This is a genomic window from Lachnospiraceae bacterium KGMB03038, assembly GCA_007361935.1.
GTDB lineage: Bacteria > Bacillota > Clostridia > Lachnospirales > Lachnospiraceae > Massilistercora.
In genome coordinates this window covers 2,239,288-2,257,710 of sequence record CP041667.1, presented here as the reverse complement: position 1 = coordinate 2,257,710, position 18,423 = coordinate 2,239,288, and the positions used below count along the sequence as shown (strand labels likewise).

Below are 18,423 nucleotides of genomic sequence, written 5' to 3'. Positions count from 1 at the left end.
GTCTTGACGATTATGTATCTTTACATTACCTTCTGAAACATATGGCGCACCTTGTCCAGGCGGCTGTTTGGACGGCGGGGCTGGATGACCGGCTGACCGACAGCGGCCTGATATCCTTTCAGCTCTGTAAGGCATACGCTCCGCCCGTTGGTGTAAAAGGCCAGATCAGTACGGTATGCCTGTATACAGCGGGCGGGAATCTCGCCAGTAAAGACAACTTCATCCTTTTTTACCTGGGCCGTTTCGATGGTGGCACAGTATTTCGGTGCATCATGATAAGCCCTGGAAAGGTATTCCTGGGGCGCATAGAGGATGAAGGAGAGATAAGGTTCCAGCAGCTGCGTCCCCGATTCCTTCAATGCCTGTTCCAATACAATCGGGGCCAATGAGCGGAAGTCCGCCGGCGTGCTGACCGGACTGTAATAAAGCCCGTATTCAAAGCAAATCTTACAGTCCGTTACGTTCCAGCCGAACAAGCCCTGCTCCAGCCCGTAACGGATACCATCCCTGACAGCGTTTTGAAAACTCTGGTTCAAGTATCCCAGCGAAACCCGGCTCTCGTATTGTACACCGGAGCCAAGCGAGAGTGGTGTAACAGACAGTCCTATGGATGCCCAAAACGGGTTGGGCGGCACCTCGATATGGATGGTGTGGCTGGCTGCTTTGAGCGGCCGCTCCATATAAATGACGGAGGGTTCCTTTACCACTGTTTCAAGCTTGTATTTTTCCGACAGCAAAGCGGAAACAACCTCCAACTGCACCCGGCCCAAAAAAGAAAGAATGATCTCATGGGTGATGGAATCCACTTCGCAACGCAAAAGCGGGTCAGTATCCGCAAGTTGCGTAAGAGCGTCCAGCAGCCGTTCTCTTTGCGCTGCCGTTTTCGGCGCAATCGTCGTCCGCAGCATGGGGAGGGGGTCCTCGCGCCACCTTTTACGAGGGAGCCGGGTTTGGTCCCCTAATACATCGTTTAACCTCACGCTGTCGCTGGGAAGGATAACAATTTCACCCTGATAAGCGGTGTCTGTCCGAACAATTTCCCCTTTGGATGGAATACGCATCTCTGTGATTTTCAGCTTTTCTCTCCCGGCCAGGGCCACCGTATCCCGCAGGCGCAGCGTTCCGCTGTATAACCGTAGATAGACACGCCGCTGGCCGCAATCGGTGTACTCAACCTTGAAAACGCTGCCGCATAGGGCGGCGCCCCCCTGTTCCCCAATCGGTTGGAACAGCCCTGTCACCGCATCCATCAACGGTTGAATGCCAAGGCCATTTTTGGCGCTGCCATGATAGACTGGGAACAGGGAGGCGTCTTGAACCCGCTGCTGTTCCTCCCGCGCAAGTTTTTCCCGGCTGATTGGTTCTCCTGCGATATACTTTTCCAATAATTCATCGTTATTTTCGATGACCGCATCCCATGCTTCTATGTCGGTATTTTCCTCCAGGACTATTTCCGGGGACAGCGACACCGTCTGCTTGATGATAATATCGGCGGAGAGCTTATCCCGAACAGACTGAACCACGCTCTGCAAATCAACGCCAGCCTGGTCGATCTTGTTGATAAAGATAACGGTGGGAATGTTCATTTTCCGCAGGGCATGGAACAGAATACGGGTCTGGGCCTGCACGCCATCTTTAGCGGAGATCACCAAGATGGCCCCATCTAAAACAGCCAAAGAGCGGTACACCTCCGCCAAAAAATCCATGTGGCCGGGCGTATCCACAATGTTAACTTTACATCTGTGCCACTGGAAGGAAGTGACTGCCGCTTGAATGGTAATCCCACGCTGCCGCTCCAAAAACATGGTGTCCGTCCTCGTTGTCCCTTTTTCGACGCTCCCCGGTTCTGAAATGGCTCCGCTGGCATATAGCAGGCTCTCCGTCAAGGTCGTCTTTCCAGCGTCTACATGGGCAAGAATTCCAATATTGATTATTTTCATGTGATTGTCCTCCCTTTACAGCCCCAAAGGGCATAAAAATCCCCAGCAGTAAAATACTTTTACCACTGGGGATTATAAGTTGCGGACATACACATATACAGCATACACCTGTTTGTGATTGCTGTTTTTGGGGATATGTCAAAATTGATAAGGCAAAAGTATTCTTAAATTGGGTACAAAAAACTAAGCCCCTACAAAAGGAGCTATCATAATCCTTTGTTCCCACTATTTGATTATAGTTTTATTTAAGAATACCTTGCCGCATATTTTTTACTCCTTTTCTGGATTAAATCATTGTATCACATCAGTTTTAGGAAAGCAAGTACCTAAAAGAAATTTTTCTTCCCCTTATATGTAACAATCATACCGGCTTCCTAGCGTTCAGAATGTTTTCTGCTGTCTGCTGTGGTGTTTGGTTGGAATTGTCCAACCAAAAGCCGATCCGTGGTGTTGTCTGCATTTTACTAAATACAAATTCAATGTATACAGAAAGATATAAGGAGTGGGAGGGATTCCGCCGTAGTTGGCATTGTAGGAAAATCCAAAAGTTTAGATTTTCCCACAATGCTTATCTTTTGGTCTTTGGTTCGGAATAGTGTAGTGCTGGCGGTCTATCTCTTGTTTTCGGTTGCTTGCTTCCTTACCGTACATGAGCATTAGCGCCGGGGTTGTCATTTCCAGTCATCGTTGTTATTGGCGATGCGGATTGAAATCATCCTTGCGGTGTCTGTCCAACCTGTGGTGCAGTCATCGCCCCTTTGCATGGACTGTGGTTTGTCAATAGTATATGATGATTTATATCGGTAACTTTTCGCTGAGAGTTGTTTTCACACTTTATGGATAAGCGATGTTTTCAGGGTATGGATGAAGTCCGGATATATAAGTAGATTTTTGAAAAATAGGAATGGAGGATCTTTTATGGAATATTTTGCGCATATTGAGGGGAAAAGAACGCAGACGATGAGAGAGCATTTGTATGGTACGGCAGAACTTGCTGGGGAATTTGCTAGGCGATTTGGAAAGGAAGAATGGGGATACTGCTGTGGGCTGCTTCATGACATTGGAAAATATTCAGAGGCGTTTCAAGATAAAATCAGGAATAATAGCGACAGAAGAGTGGATCATTCTACTGCTGGTGCCAGAGTATGCAAAGAAAAGGGCGGACTATATCCATTTTTAGAATATTGTATTGCGGGACATCATGCAGGGCTTCCGGATTATGGCTCTTCTTCTGACGCTGGAAACGCGGCAACGCTTTCAGGGAGAAGAAAGAAGAAAATCGAGGATTATTCCGCTTATAAAGATGAAATCCAGATACCAGAACTGAAAACAGTGCCGTTTGATCCGGGAAAAACATCTGATCCAGATTATTCACTGAGCGTTTTTATTAGGATGTTGTTTTCCTGCCTGGTGGATGCGGATTTCCTGGATACTGAACGATTTATGAAAGCGGGAGATACGGGAAGAGAAGCAGGGGAAAGTCTGGAAAAACTGCTGCGAAAACTAGAAACACATATTGAGGGGTGGTTATCCAATCGAGAGACTGAGACGGTAAATGGAAGACGAACAGAAATCTTAAAAAAATGCCTTGAATGTGGGAAAATGGAAAGAGGCATGTTCCAGTTGACGGTACCTACTGGCGGAGGAAAAACGGTGGCTTCTTTGGCATTTGCGCTGCGTCATGCAGTACAAAATAGTATGGATAGGGTAATTTATGTTATTCCATATACCAGTATCATTGAGCAGAATGCAGAAGTGTTCCGAAAGATTTTAGGTGAACAAAATGTCTTGGAAAATCACTATAATGTGGACTATGAAAGTTCTGAGGAACTAAAACCAATGCAGCTTGCTGCGGAAAACTGGGATAAACCAGTGATCGTAACAACAAATGTACAGTTTTTTGAATCCCTCTATGCGAATAAATCGTCCAGATGCAGGAAATTGCATAATATTGCTAATAGTGTGATCATTTTTGATGAGGCTCAAATGCTGCCGCCGGATTATCTGAAACCGTGTATTGCGATGATGGAAGAACTTGTGGATCTATACCGTTCCAGTATTGTTTTGTGTACAGCGACCCAGCCGGCGTTGAACAGTTTTTTTTCGGAAAATTCGCCAGGTTACAGAATTATGTCCGAGAGTAGAAGAGCAATTTCGCTTTTTTGAAAGAGTTACATATCAGAATTTGGGGACGATTTCTGAGGATGATCTGGTTGGAAGTCTGCAGAAAGAAATCCAGGCGCTATGCATTGTGAATACGAAAAAACGAGCGCAAAAACTCTATCGAAGTATGAAGGGGGAGGGAGTTTTTCATCTTTCCACAACGATGTATCCAAAACATAGGAGAAAAGTGCTGGGAATGATTCGGGAACGTCTGAGGAAAGGGGAAAAGTGTGTTTTAATTTCTACCAGTCTTGTGGAGGCTGGAGTGGATCTGGATTTTCAATCCGTGTACCGGCAGTTGGCAGGAGTTGATTCCATGATTCAGGCGGCAGGACGATGCAACCGTGAAGGAAAAAGAGAGGTAAGGGATAGTAAAGTTTTTCTGTTTCAATTTGAAGAGAAAGAGAATGTCCCGGGGCAAAGGCTTCAGATAGATGTGGCAAAACTTCTTCTTTCAGAAGGGGAAGATATTTCCTCTTTAGATGGAATCGAAAAATATTTCCAGTGGTTATATCGTTTCCGTGGCGAAAGTCTGGATAAAAAGAAAATTCTGCAAGAGTTTCAAGATAAACAATATAATTTTGCGAAAGTGGGGAAGGAGTTTAAGCTGATCGAAGAAGATACTAAGACCATTTTTGTTGGCCGGGAACCAGAAGCAGAAGAACTCTTGCAGCAGATTAGATGCCAGGGGTATACAAAGAGTACAATGAGAAAAGCTGGACAGTATTGTGTGCAGCTATATGAAAATGAGTTTGAAAAAATGCGTGGAGTGGGAATGCTAAGTCCGGTGTCAGAAGATATCGAGGATTTCTATGAACTTGTAGATAAAGAACAGTATACAGACGAGATAGGCCTGAAGATGGACGTGGAGTCCGGGATGGCAGTCTTTATTGGATAGAAAAAGTAAAAAACGTCAGCGGTACAAAAACATAAAGCTTTTGCACCGCTGACGTTTGTGCTTATTAGTAACAATACTAATATTTCAATCCACAGGTTTTCCTGACTAAATTAGTATAACAAATATATATAATGATTTGAATATAAAATATTGACACTAACATAATTTGCAGTTAAATACAATACTAATGAAAGAAATATTGAAATTTTGAAAAGAAAGTATTAAAATAAAATTGTAAAAAAAAGATTAAGCTGTAGAGGATACTGTAAAGTTTTGGACCAAATAAAGTTTGATAATAAGAGGATTAGTTATGAGACAAAAGCAAGAAGCTGTAAAAAATACGGATATTCAGAAACAAAAAAACGAATGGCGAAAAAAAGGATGGACGATTCCTGATCTGAGAGGCGGGAAACAGGTCTGGTATGATCTTGTGAAAAGACTTGTAGAATTGGTTGAAATAGGGGAGGCTTATGATCTGGATATGATACCAGATACCGGGAACTTAGTAAATGGGCAGACGTGGCGTGTGTATACACCATTTTTAAAAGGAATCGGATTAGTCTATAACCATGCGGGGAAACTTGTGTTATCAGACAAAGGGCAAGAATTTGTTGAGAAGCCAACGAAGAAGAAACTGGCAGATATGATACAAGAAAGAGTTCGTCTATTTGGTGAAATGCTGGATGTTATAAACGTTACACCTATAACAGTAGAAGAAGCCGATCAAAAAATATGTAAGAAATATGGCTTGAATTGGAAGAATTTAAGTAATACTAGAAAAAGAATGGATTGGCTGGAAGTTTTGGGACTGATAGAAGCAATAGGAAACCGGAAGTGGAAAGTAACAGAATCAGGAAAAGAAGCTTTAAAAAAATGGTGTATTATAAACCCGGAAGTATTAGAACACGAGGATTCAGATATAGATGATATAGAGATTGCAGACCCGCCTATAGAAATTGAGGGATTATTGCAGAAACTTAGAGATCATCCCGAAATGCATAAAAAGCGATGTACATATAATATATGGGCTCCCAGTCCAAATCGTATAGAAAATTTAAGAATCATTATTCAGGTTGCTTCGAATAAAATTTCGAAGAAAGAATTGTTTGAATTTATAGAAAAAGAATTCGAATTAAAATTAAGCAGTGTGGAATCAATGTTACCATTCTTAAAAGCTTCAGGTTTATTAGAGGAAGTGGGGAGAAATGTTTATCTTGCGACAGCGGCAGCACAGGCATGGGTAGAAACAGGAAATGAATTAGACTTCATTCGTATTTTACATATACATATGCGGTTTGTAGGAGAAATCTTGTTATATGCACAGAACGATATTGTTCGGAATGATATTTATCACATAGGAAAGAATTATGGCATGAATAAAGAAAAAACAAGGTGGATGACAGGTTTTTTGCTGGAAGCAGGATTGCTGGATGAGCCCCGGTATCTTCACTTAAAAACAACAAAAATGGGAAAGACTTTTGCGGAAACTTTACCACTGGAAAAAACGGTACAATATGATATTACTGAAGAAAGCGCTGAAGAAAAAGTGAGTATATCTGACAGCGAATCAAATAAATTAGACATTATAAGTGAACGATTACGAGTTGCAGCCGTGAACCCAGCGGCAGAAGGAAAGCTTTCGGGAGTAGCATTTGAAGAAGCTATTTCAGATCTATTTAGTTATATGGGGTTTAGAGCAGAGCATATAGGAGGATCTGGCAATACAGATGTTATTGTAAAGTGGAAGCAAAATGATGATATGGTAGTTGCTATCCTAGATGGAAAATCAAAATCAAGTGGGCAAGTGTCACATGGAGATATTAGTGATATCGCTTTAGATACGCATAAAGAAAAAAATAATGCTGAATATGTTGCAGTCATTGGACCTGGATTCAGTGGTGAGACAATTAAAAATTTTGCAATCAAGAAAGAATATGCGCTTATTACAGACAAACAATTAATTGAAGTGGCAAATGCGTCCCAAGAATTAGGATTAAGTCTGGAAGAAATCGCTCTGATGTTTCAGGTACCCAATGGTTTCTCGCGGCTTGAAGAAATCATCTCATTCAAAAGAAGAGAGATGGATATTATTTCGGAAATCATAAGGCAATTTTGTAATGAACAAGAATTATTGGAAAGTCTTTCTCCGAGGGACTTGTTTTTATTATTGAGAAATTCAAGCGTATCCCCTTTATTAGAGGAATTAATCGGTGGATTTGATATACTTTCAGGAAATTCGATAGGAATTCTTAAAAGAGTAGATAAAAGTGGTTCTCCAGAAAATGTTCGCTATATTTTACATAATGAAAATACGGTGATAAATAAAATACGTGCATTAGCCAATGCAATCGAACAAGGGATGCAGTTATAAAAAGATAAAAAATGTAGGGGACGAAAATGGGAAGTCCGATGTTAGAAGGTATAGCAAAGCTATGTTGCTTTTGCAACTTACGAAGAGTATATTACAAGTATAGATACCATGTAATTTAGGGGAGCAGAAAGGAGATTGTATGATTTTATATCATGGCAGCAGAGAAATCGTAGAATATCCAGAAATAAGGAAAGCAAGATTTAACAAAGATTTTTATTTCGGCTTTTATTGCACACAATACGAAGAACAGGCAAAGCGGTGGGCATCTCGCTATGGTGAAATAGGGTATTTGAATAAATATGAATATGTGCCTAATCATAGCCTTACCTACCTTGTCTTTGAAAAAATGACTGAGGAATGGCTGGATTTTGTGATTTCCTGCCGCAGCGGGATTTCCCACACTTATGATATCGTAGAAGGGCCTATGGCAGATGATACGATTTATAATTATATCCAAAACTATATGGATGGAAAAATTTCAAGGGCCGCTTTTTGGGAACTGGCAAAGTTTAAATATCCGACTCACCAAATTAGTTTCCACAGTATTTCTGCGCTTGATACATTAAAATTTATTGGAAGCGAGGTTGTATATGGGAAGAAAAAATAATAACGCACTTTTTTTTACTTGCAGTTTAATTGAATATATTGGACGCAGCACGAAAAGAAAAAGAGGTAAGGTGACAGATTTTCTGGGAAAAGAAAGAATTGAAAGAATTTATGAATACGCAGATGTATTTCACTGTGACCCGATTGAAAAGACGGCTGCTGAGTTTATAGAGGAAGCGCATATCACAGAGGGAACTTTTGACAATGTAAAGGACTGCAGATATACGGTGCCGGGGTACTGGGATATTGGAGAAGTATATGAGCGTCTGATCGAGGATGTTTATGAAGAGGAAAACATTGTAAATGGAATCTGGGAAGTATATCATTCCTGGATTGATGCTCAGATTTCAGACTATAATACGGATTTCTATTATCAGCCAAGAGATTATATAGCTGAGTGCTATAAGGAAGGAGTGATTTTGTAAAATGAAACGAAGAAAGGAGGAACCGCTATGGGGATGGGCGTAAAGGTCAGAGTTTGGGGACAATATGCCCTTTTCTCCAGACCGGAGATGAAAGTGGAACGCTGCTCCTATGATGTTATGACCCCCTCGGCGGCACGAGGGATCCTGGAGGCGGTGTATTGGCATCCGGGGATGAAATGGGTCATTGATAAGATCCATGTGGTCAATCCGATCCGGTTTACTAGTGTACGGCGTAACGAAGTGAAAAGTAAGATTCTGGCAAGCAATGTACTGCAAGTCTATAACGGCGCGGACAAGCCGCTGTACATAAGCGCAAAGTCAGACATTGTCCAGAGAGCATCGCTTCTTCTTCGGGATGTAGAATATGTGATCGAAGCGCATTTTGAAATGACTGACAAGGCGAATGAGACGGACAACCCTGGGAAATTTAAAGATATCGTTATGAGACGGTTGCGCAGGGGAGAATGTTTCCATATGCCGTATTTTGGATGCAGAGAATTTCCGGCGAATTTTGCATTGTGCGAGGAAGATGATATTAAGACCGCATATGATGTTGTGGAGGAAAAGGATCTGGGATTCATGCTTTTCGATCTGGATTACTCTGACCAGAACGATATAAAGCCCATGTTCTTTCGGGCTGTTATGAGAAAAGGGATTCTGGATCTGAGAGACTGTGAGGTGGTACGATGATCTTACAGGCATTGGCAGAGCACTATGACAGGCTGGCAGAGCAGGGGAAGGTAAGCCGGGAAGGATGGTGCATGGCGAAAGTATCTTACGGGATCAATCTTTCAAAAGAGGGTGAGGTTACAGGGATTATTCCGTTAAAGACGGAGGAAGAGCGAGGGAAAAAGAAGGTATGGGCACCGCAGGTGCTGACTGTGCCGGAGATGGTGACTCGTTCTTCCGGTGTTTCAGCAAATTTTCTGTGTGACAATTCTAAGTATCTTCTTGGGATTGATGCGGAAGGGACAAATCAAAGACTGACAGACTGTTTTGAAGCGGCGAAGGAAAAACACTTAACATTGTTAAAAGACGTAAATAGCGAAATGGCACAGGCTGTTTGTCGGTTCTTTGAGAGTTGGGACCCTAGGAGAGCAGAGGAAAACAATGAGATCCAAGATCACTGGGATGACATTACGGACGGCGGCAATTTGATCTTCTGCAGAGAGATCAACTATGCTCAGGATGATCCCGCTATCCAGGAGGCATGGGAGAGAGCAAGGGATAGTTCAGACGAATCCGGACAGATGGGAATCTGCCTTGTTACGGGAAAACAGGCAGAAATATCCAGGATCCACAAGACGATCAAAGGAGTTCCAGGCGCCCAGTCCAGCGGAGCGGCACTGGTATCTTTTAATGCGCCGGCCTTTGAGTCCTATGGGAAGGAACAAAGCTATAACGCGCCGGTGGGAAGATATGCAGAGTTTGCTTATACCACAGCCCTTAATTATCTCCTTGGCCAGCGGGAGTATACCTTCCAATTAGGAGACTCAATGATCTTATTCTGGGCGGAAGACGCAAAAGAAGAATATCAGGCGGCGTTTTTTAGCTGTGCAGATCCCAAGCGGGATAATCAGAAGGAGATCAAAGGAATCTTCGACAATTTGAAACAACAGAGGCAAGTGCAGTTTGACGATGTAGTATTAAATTTGGAACAGAAGTTTTACATTTTATCACTGGCTCCCAATGCGGCCAGGCTTTCTGTGCGTTTTTTCTATCAGGATTCTTTTGGAAATATCCTGGGGAATCTGGCAAAGCATTATGAGAGAATGTCCATTGTAAAGCCAAGCTGGGCCGGTGAGGAATACTTAGGAATCCGGTCAATGCTCTCAGAGACGGTCAATCAGAATTCAAAGGATAAGACCCCGGTTCCCAATATGGCGGCGCTGGTACTGCAGGCAATTTTATCAGGAGCCAGATATCCGGCAAGTCTTTATACGGATGTGCTGATTCGAATCCGGGCAGAGCAGGGGAATATCACATGGGGACGTGCAGGGATCATCAAGGCATATCTGATACGAAATATGGGATGGAAGGAAGGAGAAAATTATATGGGACTGAACGAAGAAAGCCAAGACAGAGCCTATGTGCTGGGAAGATTGTTTTCCGTATTGGAATCGATTCAGTTAGATACCAATCCGGGGATTAAGGCTACAATCCGGGATCGATATTTTAACGCGGCGTGCGCCACACCCGCATCGGTTTTCCCAATTCTTGTAAAGCTGAAAAACAGCCATATGAAAAAGTTGGAGCGAGAAAAGGGAAGCGCGAAGATTTATTATGAAAAACTTCTGACAGAAATTATGGGGAAGATTGAAGGAGAATTTCCGGCTCGCCTTTCACTGGAAGAACAAGGGAAATTTATTCTGGGATACTATCATCAGGTACAGAAAAAGTACGAAAAAAGGGAGGAAAATTAGATGAGTGAAGTGATCAAAAACAGGTATGAATTCGTAGTGCTGTTTGATGTGGAGAATGGCAATCCAAACGGGGACCCGGATGCCGGAAATATGCCAAGAATTGATCCGGAGAGTGGTCTTGGCCTGGTGACAGATGTATGTCTGAAGCGTAAGATCCGTAATTATGTTGAGACAGTAAAAGAAGATGAAAAAGGTTACCAGATCTATATCAAAGAAGATGTTCCGTTGAATAGAAGCGACAGGGAAGCCTGCAAGGATTTGGGAATTGAGGAGACAGACGATAAGAAAGTAACAGAAGCGTTAAAGAAATTAAAGAAAAGTGATCCTGACACAGACGTGAAACTGCGGGATTATATGTGCAGTAATTTTTACGATATCCGTACCTTTGGCGCTGTTATGACTACATTTGTAAAAGCTTCTCTGAACTGCGGACAGGTAAGGGGGCCGGTGCAGATCGGATTTGCGAGAAGTATTGACCCTGTCATCAGCCAGGAAGCGACCATCACCAGAGTGGCTATTACAACGGAAAAGGATGCAGAAAATAAAAGTACGGAAATGGGAAGAAAGAGTATTGTTCCTTATGGACTGTATCGGGCAGAAGGTTATATTTCCGCAAATCTTGCGAGAAAAGTAACAGGTTTCTCAGAAGATGATCTGACGCTTTTATGGGAAGCGATCATTAATATGTTTGAAAACGATCATTCTGCCGCAAGAGGAAAAATGGCAGTTCGAGAATTGATCGTATTTAAGCACAGTAAAGAATTGGGAGACTGTCCGGCATATAAATTGTTTGATGCGGTAGAAGTAAAGAAAAACGAGGATGTAGAGTATCCAAGACGGTATCAGGATTATACGGTAGAAATTCATGAGGACAGGATACCAGAGATGGTAGAAGTAAAAAGGATGATATAATGGAATATTCAGAAGATGATTATTTGATGATCTCTGGAATACAGCATTTTAAATTTTGCCGGCGGCAGTGGGCGCTGATTCATATTGAACAGCAGTGGGAAGAAAATGTCCACACTGTCGTCGGGGAACTGATGCATAAAAAAGTACATGACCCTCTTTTAAAGGAAAAGAGAAAGGATACAATTACTGCCAGAGCATTGCCGGTGTCTTCACGGGAACTAGGGATCAGCGGAGAGTGTGATCTGGTGGAATTTCATAAGTGTGAGGATGGAATCAAGTTATATGGCCACCGTGGACTTTACTCTGTTTATCCAGTGGAATATAAGAAAGGGAAACCAAAGCTCTCAGAAGAAGATATCCTTCAATTAACGGCACAGGCTATGTGCCTGGAAGAAATGTTTTCCGCACAGGTGCCGGAAGGGGCAATTTTTTACGGAGAGACAAGACGGCGTGAGAGAATCGAAATCACAGAAGAACTTCGTGAGGAAGTAAGGAGTATGTTTCAGGAAATGCACAATTATTATGCGAGGAAATATACACCAAAAGTCAAGTATAGTAAATCCTGCAATGCTTGTTCCTTGAAGGATATCTGTCTGCCTAAATTGGGGAAAGCAGTCTCTGTAAAGACCTATATTGATCAGATGCTGAAGGAGGAAGAGATATGAGAAAACTTCTGAATACCTTGTATGTTGCTTCTGAAAACAGCTATCTGTCTTTGGATGGAGAAAATGTTGTCGTTTTGGAAGAACAAAAAGAAGTGGGCAGAGTACCGCTTCACAACCTGGAAGGGATTGTTTCCTTTGGCTATCGGGGAACAAGTCCGGCGTTGATGGGGGTATGTGCGGAAAGGAACATTTCTTTGTGTTATCTTACGCCACAAGGAAAGTTTTTGGCACGTATTTCCGGAAGAGTAAAAGGGAATGTGATCTTAAGAGAACAGCAATATGCCAGCAAAAATGATGAAAAGATTAGTCTGGAGATTGCAAAAAACTGTATTTTGGGAAAAGTTTATAATGCCAGATGGGTACTGGAAAGAGCCGTTAGGGATCATGCTCTTCAGATGGATGTGGACAAAGTGAAAACTGCTTCGGCTTTTATGAAAAATTCATTGGAACAAATCCAGAATAGCGAATCCAAGGAACAGCTCAGGGGATACGAGGGGGAAGCAGCCAGCATTTATTTTGGAGTATTTGATCAGTTGATCCTTCAGCAGAAAAAGGATTTTTCCTTCCATGGGCGAAATAAACGACCGCCAGTAGATAAAGTAAACGCACTATTGTCTTTTGTATACACATTGTTGACGAACAACATTACTTCAGCACTGGAAAGCGTGGGACTTGATCCATATGTAGGTTACCTTCATACGGATCGCCCGGGGCGTGTTTCGCTCTCATTGGATCTGATCGAGGAGCTTCGTGCGGTTCTTGCAGACCGGTTTGTGATAACGCTTATTAATAAAAAAATTGTCAGCGGCAAAAATTTTTCTACAAAGGAAAACGGGGCAGTTTTAATGGATGAAGAACTCAGGAAAAGAGTGCTGATAGAATGGCAGGCTAAGAAGAAAGAGATCATTACGCATCCGTATTTAAAAGAGAAGGTAGAGTGGGGAATGGTTCCATATGTACAAGCTATGCTTCTTGCCAGATATTTGAGAGGAGATTTGGATGGATATCCGGTTTTCCTGTGGAAATAGGGATGAGGAAATTTTTTATGGCCAACAGGAGGTGCGGATGTGCTGGTACTGATTACGTATGATGTAAATACAGAAACTGCCGCAGGAAAAAAGAGACTGCGAAAGGTTGCAAAACAGTGCACAAATTATGGAAGAAGAGTGCAGAATTCTGTATTTGAATGTATCGTTGACCATGCGCAATGTGTCGCCTTGAAAGCAATATTAACAGAAATAATTGATGAAGATGTGGACAGTCTGAGATTTTACTACTTGGGAAACAAATATAAAACAAAGGTAGAGCATGTAGGTGTTGATAGAGGAATTGCGGTAGACGATACATTGATACTGTGAGAAAACTGTGTGAGTAAAAAGCATGTGGGTGCGAATCGGAAGCAAACAGAAAAAGCCAGGGAGATTCGCACCGGAAAAAGTGCACAAAGGGTTTGGATTTTGTCTGTGAATGAGGAAAAGGAGGAGGAAAGAAGGGGAAAAGAAGGAGATAAAAGAATATTATTTGTTGATTTTGACTAAAAGATAAAAGAAGTTTTTGGTTAAAATTGCGGTCACTCCCCGCATGGGGAGTGTGGATTGAAATATACAGTGCCGCCGTCTCAAGTGATGGCGGCTGCTCGTCACTCCCCGCATGGGGAGTGTGGATTGAAATCGTTTTCTGTTGCATATACGGTAGCGGCAGTGTGTCACTCCCCGCATGGGGAGTGTGGATTGAAATAGCTCCCATCCATGGTCTTTTGCTAGCTGTACAATGTCACTCCCCGCATGGGGAGTGTGGATTGAAATCTCAGCCTCGGCCTCAAATATTTTTGGCACTCGGTCACTCCCCGCATGGGGAGTGTGGATTGAAATTCCTTCTAGATAATATTTCCCATATTCATACTCCGTCACTCCCCGCATGGGGAGTGTGGATTGAAATTACCTTTACGGCGCCTTTTGCCGTGATACCGATCTGTCACTCCCCGCATGGGGAGTGTGGATTGAAATGTTAATAGCCCCGCACATTTCCGTCCAGATCGCGTCACTCCCCGCATGGGGAGTGTGGATTGAAATTGCCTTTCCGTCTGTGCTCCCGCCGGCCCCCTCCAGTCACTCCCCGCATGGGGAGTGTGGATTGAAATAGCTCCCATCCATGGTCTTTTGCTAGCTGTACAATGTCACTCCCCGCATGGGGAGTGTGGATTGAAATTAAAAATCGAATCTGTTTTGGGGTAGTGAGCCCCGTCACTCCCCGCATGGGGAGTGTGGATTGAAATAGGGAACTGTTCTTCCCTTTTCTTTCCACAACTGTCACTCCCCGCATGGGGAGTGTGGATTGAAATAGAAAAAATATACTTGCGCTAGTATTTTTATAGTGTCACTCCCCGCATGGGGAGTGTGGATTGAAATTGACAGAAGAGATTCAGGATCTTCTCCCAGAGGAGTCACTCCCCGCATGGGGAGTGTGGATTGAAATAGGTACTTGTTATAGGCGGTATATACTATATGGTCACTCCCCGCATGGGGAGTGTGGATTGAAATGCATAGAACACGCGGTCCTGGACCGTGGTTGCGGTCACTCCTCGTATGAGTAGTGTGGATTGAAATATCACCTCCGTTTCCGAAAGCTGCAGAATCTGTTTCGTCACTCCCCGCATGGGAAGTGTGGATTGAAATATGCGGTCAATATGATGTTGCGGATTATTTCTGGGCCACTCACCGTATGGGAAACGCTGCTTCCCTTAAGCAAACACAATCATCAGGACTTTTGCAATAAAGGGATGCTATACCAAGATCTATGTTATACTGAAAATACCTTATAAGACAGGAGGCCATCACATGCCATATTTCACCTACCAATCCAAGCAAATCTACTATTCAGAAGCAGGCGCGGGAAAACCGCTCCTCTTTCTGCACGGCAACACTGCGTCATCGAAAATGTTTGAACCGCTTCTCCCTTTATATACGGACAACTTCAAAGTAATCCTGATCGATTTCCTGGGGAATGGCAGATCTGACCGGGTGGAGAAGTTCCCAGCCAGTCTGTGGCAGGAGTGGGCGAAGCAGACAGTAGCTTTGCTGGAGCATCTGTATGGAGAGAAAATTGTTGAAGAAAAAGTCAGTATCGCAGGCAGCAGCGGTGGGGCCTGGGCGGCAATAAACGCAGGGCTTATAAGACCGGACCTGGTAGACCGGATCGTGGCGGACAGCTTTGACGGCCGGACGCTTGGCGAAGGATTTGTGGAAAATCTTCTCAAAGAGAGGGAGAGCGCTAAAAAAGATGAGCAGGCGGCAGGGTTCTACCAGTGGTGCCAGGGGGAAGATTGGGAACAAGTGGTGGACAAAGATACAGAGGCGCTGGTACAGTGCGGGAAACAAAAGCTGCCGCTCTTTGTCAGGCCGCTGTCAGAACTGCAAGTTCCTCTTATGTTGATAGGAAGCCTGGGAGACGAGATGACCAGGGAGAATCTGCAGAAGGAATATGAGGAAATTGCGGTGGAAACCAGGGGCCAAGTCTGTCTGTTTCCAGAAGGAGGCCATCCCGCAATGTATTCCAATGCAGAGGAGGCGGCAGAAGCAATCTGCCGATTCCTGAAAGAGGACTGCCTATAAATAGAACAGAGAGAATCTTCTATCAGAAATAAAAACTGCGGTGCCATTTTAGGGCATCGCGGTTTTTATTTGCTTTTTAAAACTTTTTTGGAAGTACACTTGTCCAAGTCTGTGAAAGAGAGGTTATAGGCAGCCTATCAAAAGTCTAACAAAATGGAAAAGGAGAAGAGAGAAAATGAAGAAAATCACAGAATGGATGAGAACCCACAAACTGTATGCGACCACTGCCGCGGTTCTTATCATGGTACTATTGTCGGCTTCGGCCGCCGCCGCGTCGGGTGTATTTTCACCGGCGGATCAGGAGACGGGGAGAGAGAAGGCGGGATCCAGTACGTCGGATACCGTGGACCTTTCTCTTTGTATCATGGCGGATAAAAACTGGGATGAGAACTCGACTCCCGCGGTGGCTCACATTGCCGGAGCTGACGAGAGCAACACCGATGTAGATTTCTATCATGCAATCCTTCCAGGCTCGGAAGAGGGAGAAGGGACTTCCAGCGTAAGCCTGGAAGCAGGCGCCTACAAGGTTGAATTTCTCAGTCCTGTCAACCAGGATGGTTCTGTCTATAAAACAGGAAGCGCCCAAAATATTGCAGTCAGCACAGATACAGAAGACGTTCCCGCCATTGACTGTACATTGACGCTGATTCCCGCCGATCAGGTCACGGATGAAATGCTGCAGGATATTATTGATCAGACGAAAGCGGCCATTGAGAACGGAGATGAGACACTGAAAGGCGATGGAGGCCAGGCAGTTCTTGATAAGCTGGAAGAAAATGTGGCGAAGAACCCGAATGTCTCCGATCAGACAAAGCAGGATGCGGCTGCGGCCGATACGAAGGTGAACGTGTATGACGATCCAAAGACAGCCACCTCTGCAGATAATAAGGCGGCCAGCAGCAAGGACACGTCTCAAAACACGTCCTCTGGCACAGACAGTGGCAGGTCAGGGAGCGCAGGTTCCAAAGGTTCAGGTTCCAACAGTTCTTCTGATCAGACGGCAAAGCCGTCCCACACGCATAAATGGAAAAGCCACACGGCCAAGCGATGGGTGTCAAACTGGGTGACGGTAGTCGATACACCAGCGCGTACGGTATATGGCGCCCGCCTCTATACGGAAAATTCCGATGGGACATGGACGGCAAACGGGGAGACTTACTGGTTTGAGAATGGATTTACCAGTTCAGATCTTGCCGCTATCATTAAAGATAAGATGAAAAATGAGGGATATATTGGTAATTACCAGAATGTTTCCAAGACCGTTCCCGCTGTGACACATCAGGAAGACCAGGGATACTATGAGGAGTATGTGGATTATCAGTATTGCGGCTGCGGGGCTACACGCTAGAAGGAGTGGCAAACATAGAAACAAAAGTGCTGTTTTACCAAGATATATGTTATACTGGGAGCAGTTGACCAGTTGAATCCCCCTTGCGGCCAGTACGATGGAGGGGCAAACAGAAAAAGGAGGCTTGCAATTGAATCTTTTAGTTACACTTGACCAGAATTATTTCCCCCAGCTAGAGGTGCTCCTGACATCGCTGGAGCTGAATGATCCAGGTGAGAAATTCACGCTATATCTTTTGCAGAACCATCTTCCGGAGGAACTGCTTACAAGGACGGCAAACTGGTGCCATGCCAGAGGGTATGAGTTTTGCCCGGTTCAGATGAATGGGGAGATGTTCCGGAAGGCTCCGGCGAATGACCGCTATCCGGTAGAAATGTATTATCGCCTGCTGGCGGGGCAGATGCTGCCGGAGCATGTGGATAAGATCCTTTACCTTGATCCAGATATTCTGGTCATCAACCCTTTGCGTGAGCTTTGGGAAATGGAGCTTGAAGAGAATTTATTTGCGGCCGCCGCCCATACAGGGAAGACAGAATTCGCCAATGATATGAACCGGATTCGGTTGGGGGTGGAGCATGATTATTATAATTCCGGGGTTCTGCTTATGAATCTGAAGCTGGCAAGAAAAGAGATCCTTCCGGAGAAACTGTTCCAATATGTGGAAACTCATCGAAAGGAACTGGTGCTTCCAGACCAGGATCTTTTAAACGCGCTGTACGGAGAGCGGATCCTGCCTTTAGACGACGCGGTCTGGAATTACGATGCCAGGAACTATAACAACTATATGATGCGAAGCGGGGCTAAATATAATTCCAAATGGGTGATGGAACACACGTCCATCCTGCATTTCTGCGGAAAGGCTAAGCCGTGGAAGCCGGGATATTTCTATCGGTTTGGAATGTTGTACCTGCATTATCAGAGGCTGGCGGCCCGGTCTTGGGAAGCCAGCCAAGAGGAATAAATAGGAAAAATGTCAAGATACATACTTTCTGTATGTATCTTGACAGCCAGTATCGGCCTGATTATAATGATTATACATACCAAGAGAATGTATAGAAGGA

The 18,423-nt window shown here is 44.0% G+C and carries 14 protein-coding genes, 1 pseudogene and 1 CRISPR repeat array; of the genes and pseudogenes, 13 read left to right on the top strand and 2 right to left on the bottom strand.

Annotation, left to right across the window (positions count from 1 at the left end; all coding sequences use genetic code 11):
- Positions 1-20: 20 nt before the first annotated feature.
- Both tet(W) and FND36_10930 read right to left on the bottom strand, forming a co-directional pair.
- Complete coding sequence (tet(W), locus tag FND36_10935; GenBank protein ID QDW74506.1) at positions 21-1,940, bottom strand: tetracycline resistance ribosomal protection protein Tet(W); 1,920 nt, start codon at positions 1,938-1,940, stop codon at positions 21-23.
- Between the two features lie 361 nt (positions 1,941-2,301).
- Positions 2,302-2,505 (bottom strand): hypothetical protein, encoded by a 204-nt coding sequence (locus FND36_10930; protein QDW74505.1) that lies wholly within the window; start codon positions 2,503-2,505, stop codon positions 2,302-2,304.
- 353 nt (positions 2,506-2,858) lie between these two features.
- Here FND36_10930 and cas3 point away from each other — a divergent pair.
- The 13 genes and pseudogenes from cas3 to FND36_10865 all read left to right on the top strand — a co-directional run bounded on the left by cas3 (position 2,859) and on the right by FND36_10865 (position 18,323).
- Positions 2,859-5,001, top strand: a pseudogene (gene cas3, locus FND36_10925) (CRISPR-associated helicase Cas3').
- A 310-nt stretch (positions 5,002-5,311) separates the two neighbouring features.
- A complete protein-coding gene (locus FND36_10920) occupies positions 5,312-7,372 on the top strand; it encodes a hypothetical protein (protein QDW74504.1) in 2,061 nt (686 codons plus the stop codon).
- A gap of 139 nt (positions 7,373-7,511) precedes the next feature.
- Positions 7,512-7,979 (top strand): DUF3990 domain-containing protein, encoded by a 468-nt coding sequence (locus tag FND36_10915; GenBank protein QDW74503.1) that lies wholly within the window; start codon positions 7,512-7,514, stop codon positions 7,977-7,979.
- Entirely contained in the window at positions 7,963-8,403 is a 441-nt protein-coding gene (locus tag FND36_10910) for a hypothetical protein (protein ID QDW74502.1), read from the top strand. The genes FND36_10915 and FND36_10910 overlap by 17 nt, the downstream gene beginning before the upstream one ends.
- A 27-nt stretch (positions 8,404-8,430) precedes the next feature.
- Positions 8,431-9,093 carry a type I-C CRISPR-associated protein Cas5 gene (gene cas5c, locus FND36_10905; protein QDW74501.1) on the top strand — a complete coding sequence of 221 codons (663 nt, stop codon included), beginning with the start codon at positions 8,431-8,433 and terminating at the stop codon, positions 9,091-9,093.
- A complete protein-coding gene (gene cas8c / locus FND36_10900; protein QDW74500.1) occupies positions 9,090-10,826 on the top strand; it encodes a type I-C CRISPR-associated protein Cas8c/Csd1 in 1,737 nt (578 codons plus the stop codon). Before cas5c ends, cas8c begins: the two co-directional genes overlap by 4 nt.
- Positions 10,827-11,738 carry a type I-C CRISPR-associated protein Cas7/Csd2 gene (gene cas7c / locus FND36_10895; GenBank protein QDW74499.1) on the top strand — a complete coding sequence of 304 codons (912 nt, stop codon included), beginning with the start codon at positions 10,827-10,829 and terminating at the stop codon, positions 11,736-11,738.
- Entirely contained in the window at positions 11,738-12,403 is a 666-nt protein-coding gene (cas4, locus tag FND36_10890; GenBank protein ID QDW74498.1) for a CRISPR-associated protein Cas4, read from the top strand. Before cas7c ends, cas4 begins: the two co-directional genes overlap by 1 nt.
- On the top strand, positions 12,400-13,431 hold the full coding sequence (cas1c, locus tag FND36_10885; protein ID QDW74497.1) for a type I-C CRISPR-associated endonuclease Cas1: 1,032 nt from the start codon (positions 12,400-12,402) through the stop codon (positions 13,429-13,431). Before cas4 ends, cas1c begins: the two co-directional genes overlap by 4 nt.
- 39 nt (positions 13,432-13,470) lie before the next feature.
- The gene (gene cas2 / locus FND36_10880; protein QDW74496.1) at positions 13,471-13,761 is read left to right on the top strand and encodes a CRISPR-associated endonuclease Cas2; all 291 of its coding nucleotides are present in this window, start codon (positions 13,471-13,473) and stop codon (positions 13,759-13,761) included.
- A 211-nt stretch (positions 13,762-13,972) separates the two neighbouring features.
- Positions 13,973-15,078: a CRISPR direct-repeat array (repeat unit 33 nt; unit sequence GTCACTCCCCGCATGGGGAGTGTGGATTGAAAT).
- Positions 15,079-15,240: 162 nt separating this feature from the next.
- Positions 15,241-16,014 carry an alpha/beta hydrolase gene (locus tag FND36_10875; GenBank protein ID QDW74495.1) on the top strand — a complete coding sequence of 258 codons (774 nt, stop codon included), beginning with the start codon at positions 15,241-15,243 and terminating at the stop codon, positions 16,012-16,014.
- Positions 16,015-16,189: 175 nt separating this feature from the next.
- Positions 16,190-17,362: a hypothetical protein gene (locus tag FND36_10870; GenBank protein QDW74494.1), complete on the top strand. Its 1,173-nt coding sequence runs from the start codon at positions 16,190-16,192 to the stop codon at positions 17,360-17,362.
- 97 nt (positions 17,363-17,459) lie between these two features.
- Positions 17,460-18,323: a glycosyltransferase family 8 protein gene (locus FND36_10865; protein ID QDW74493.1), complete on the top strand. Its 864-nt coding sequence runs from the start codon at positions 17,460-17,462 to the stop codon at positions 18,321-18,323.
- The last annotated feature ends 100 nt before the right edge of the window (positions 18,324-18,423 follow it).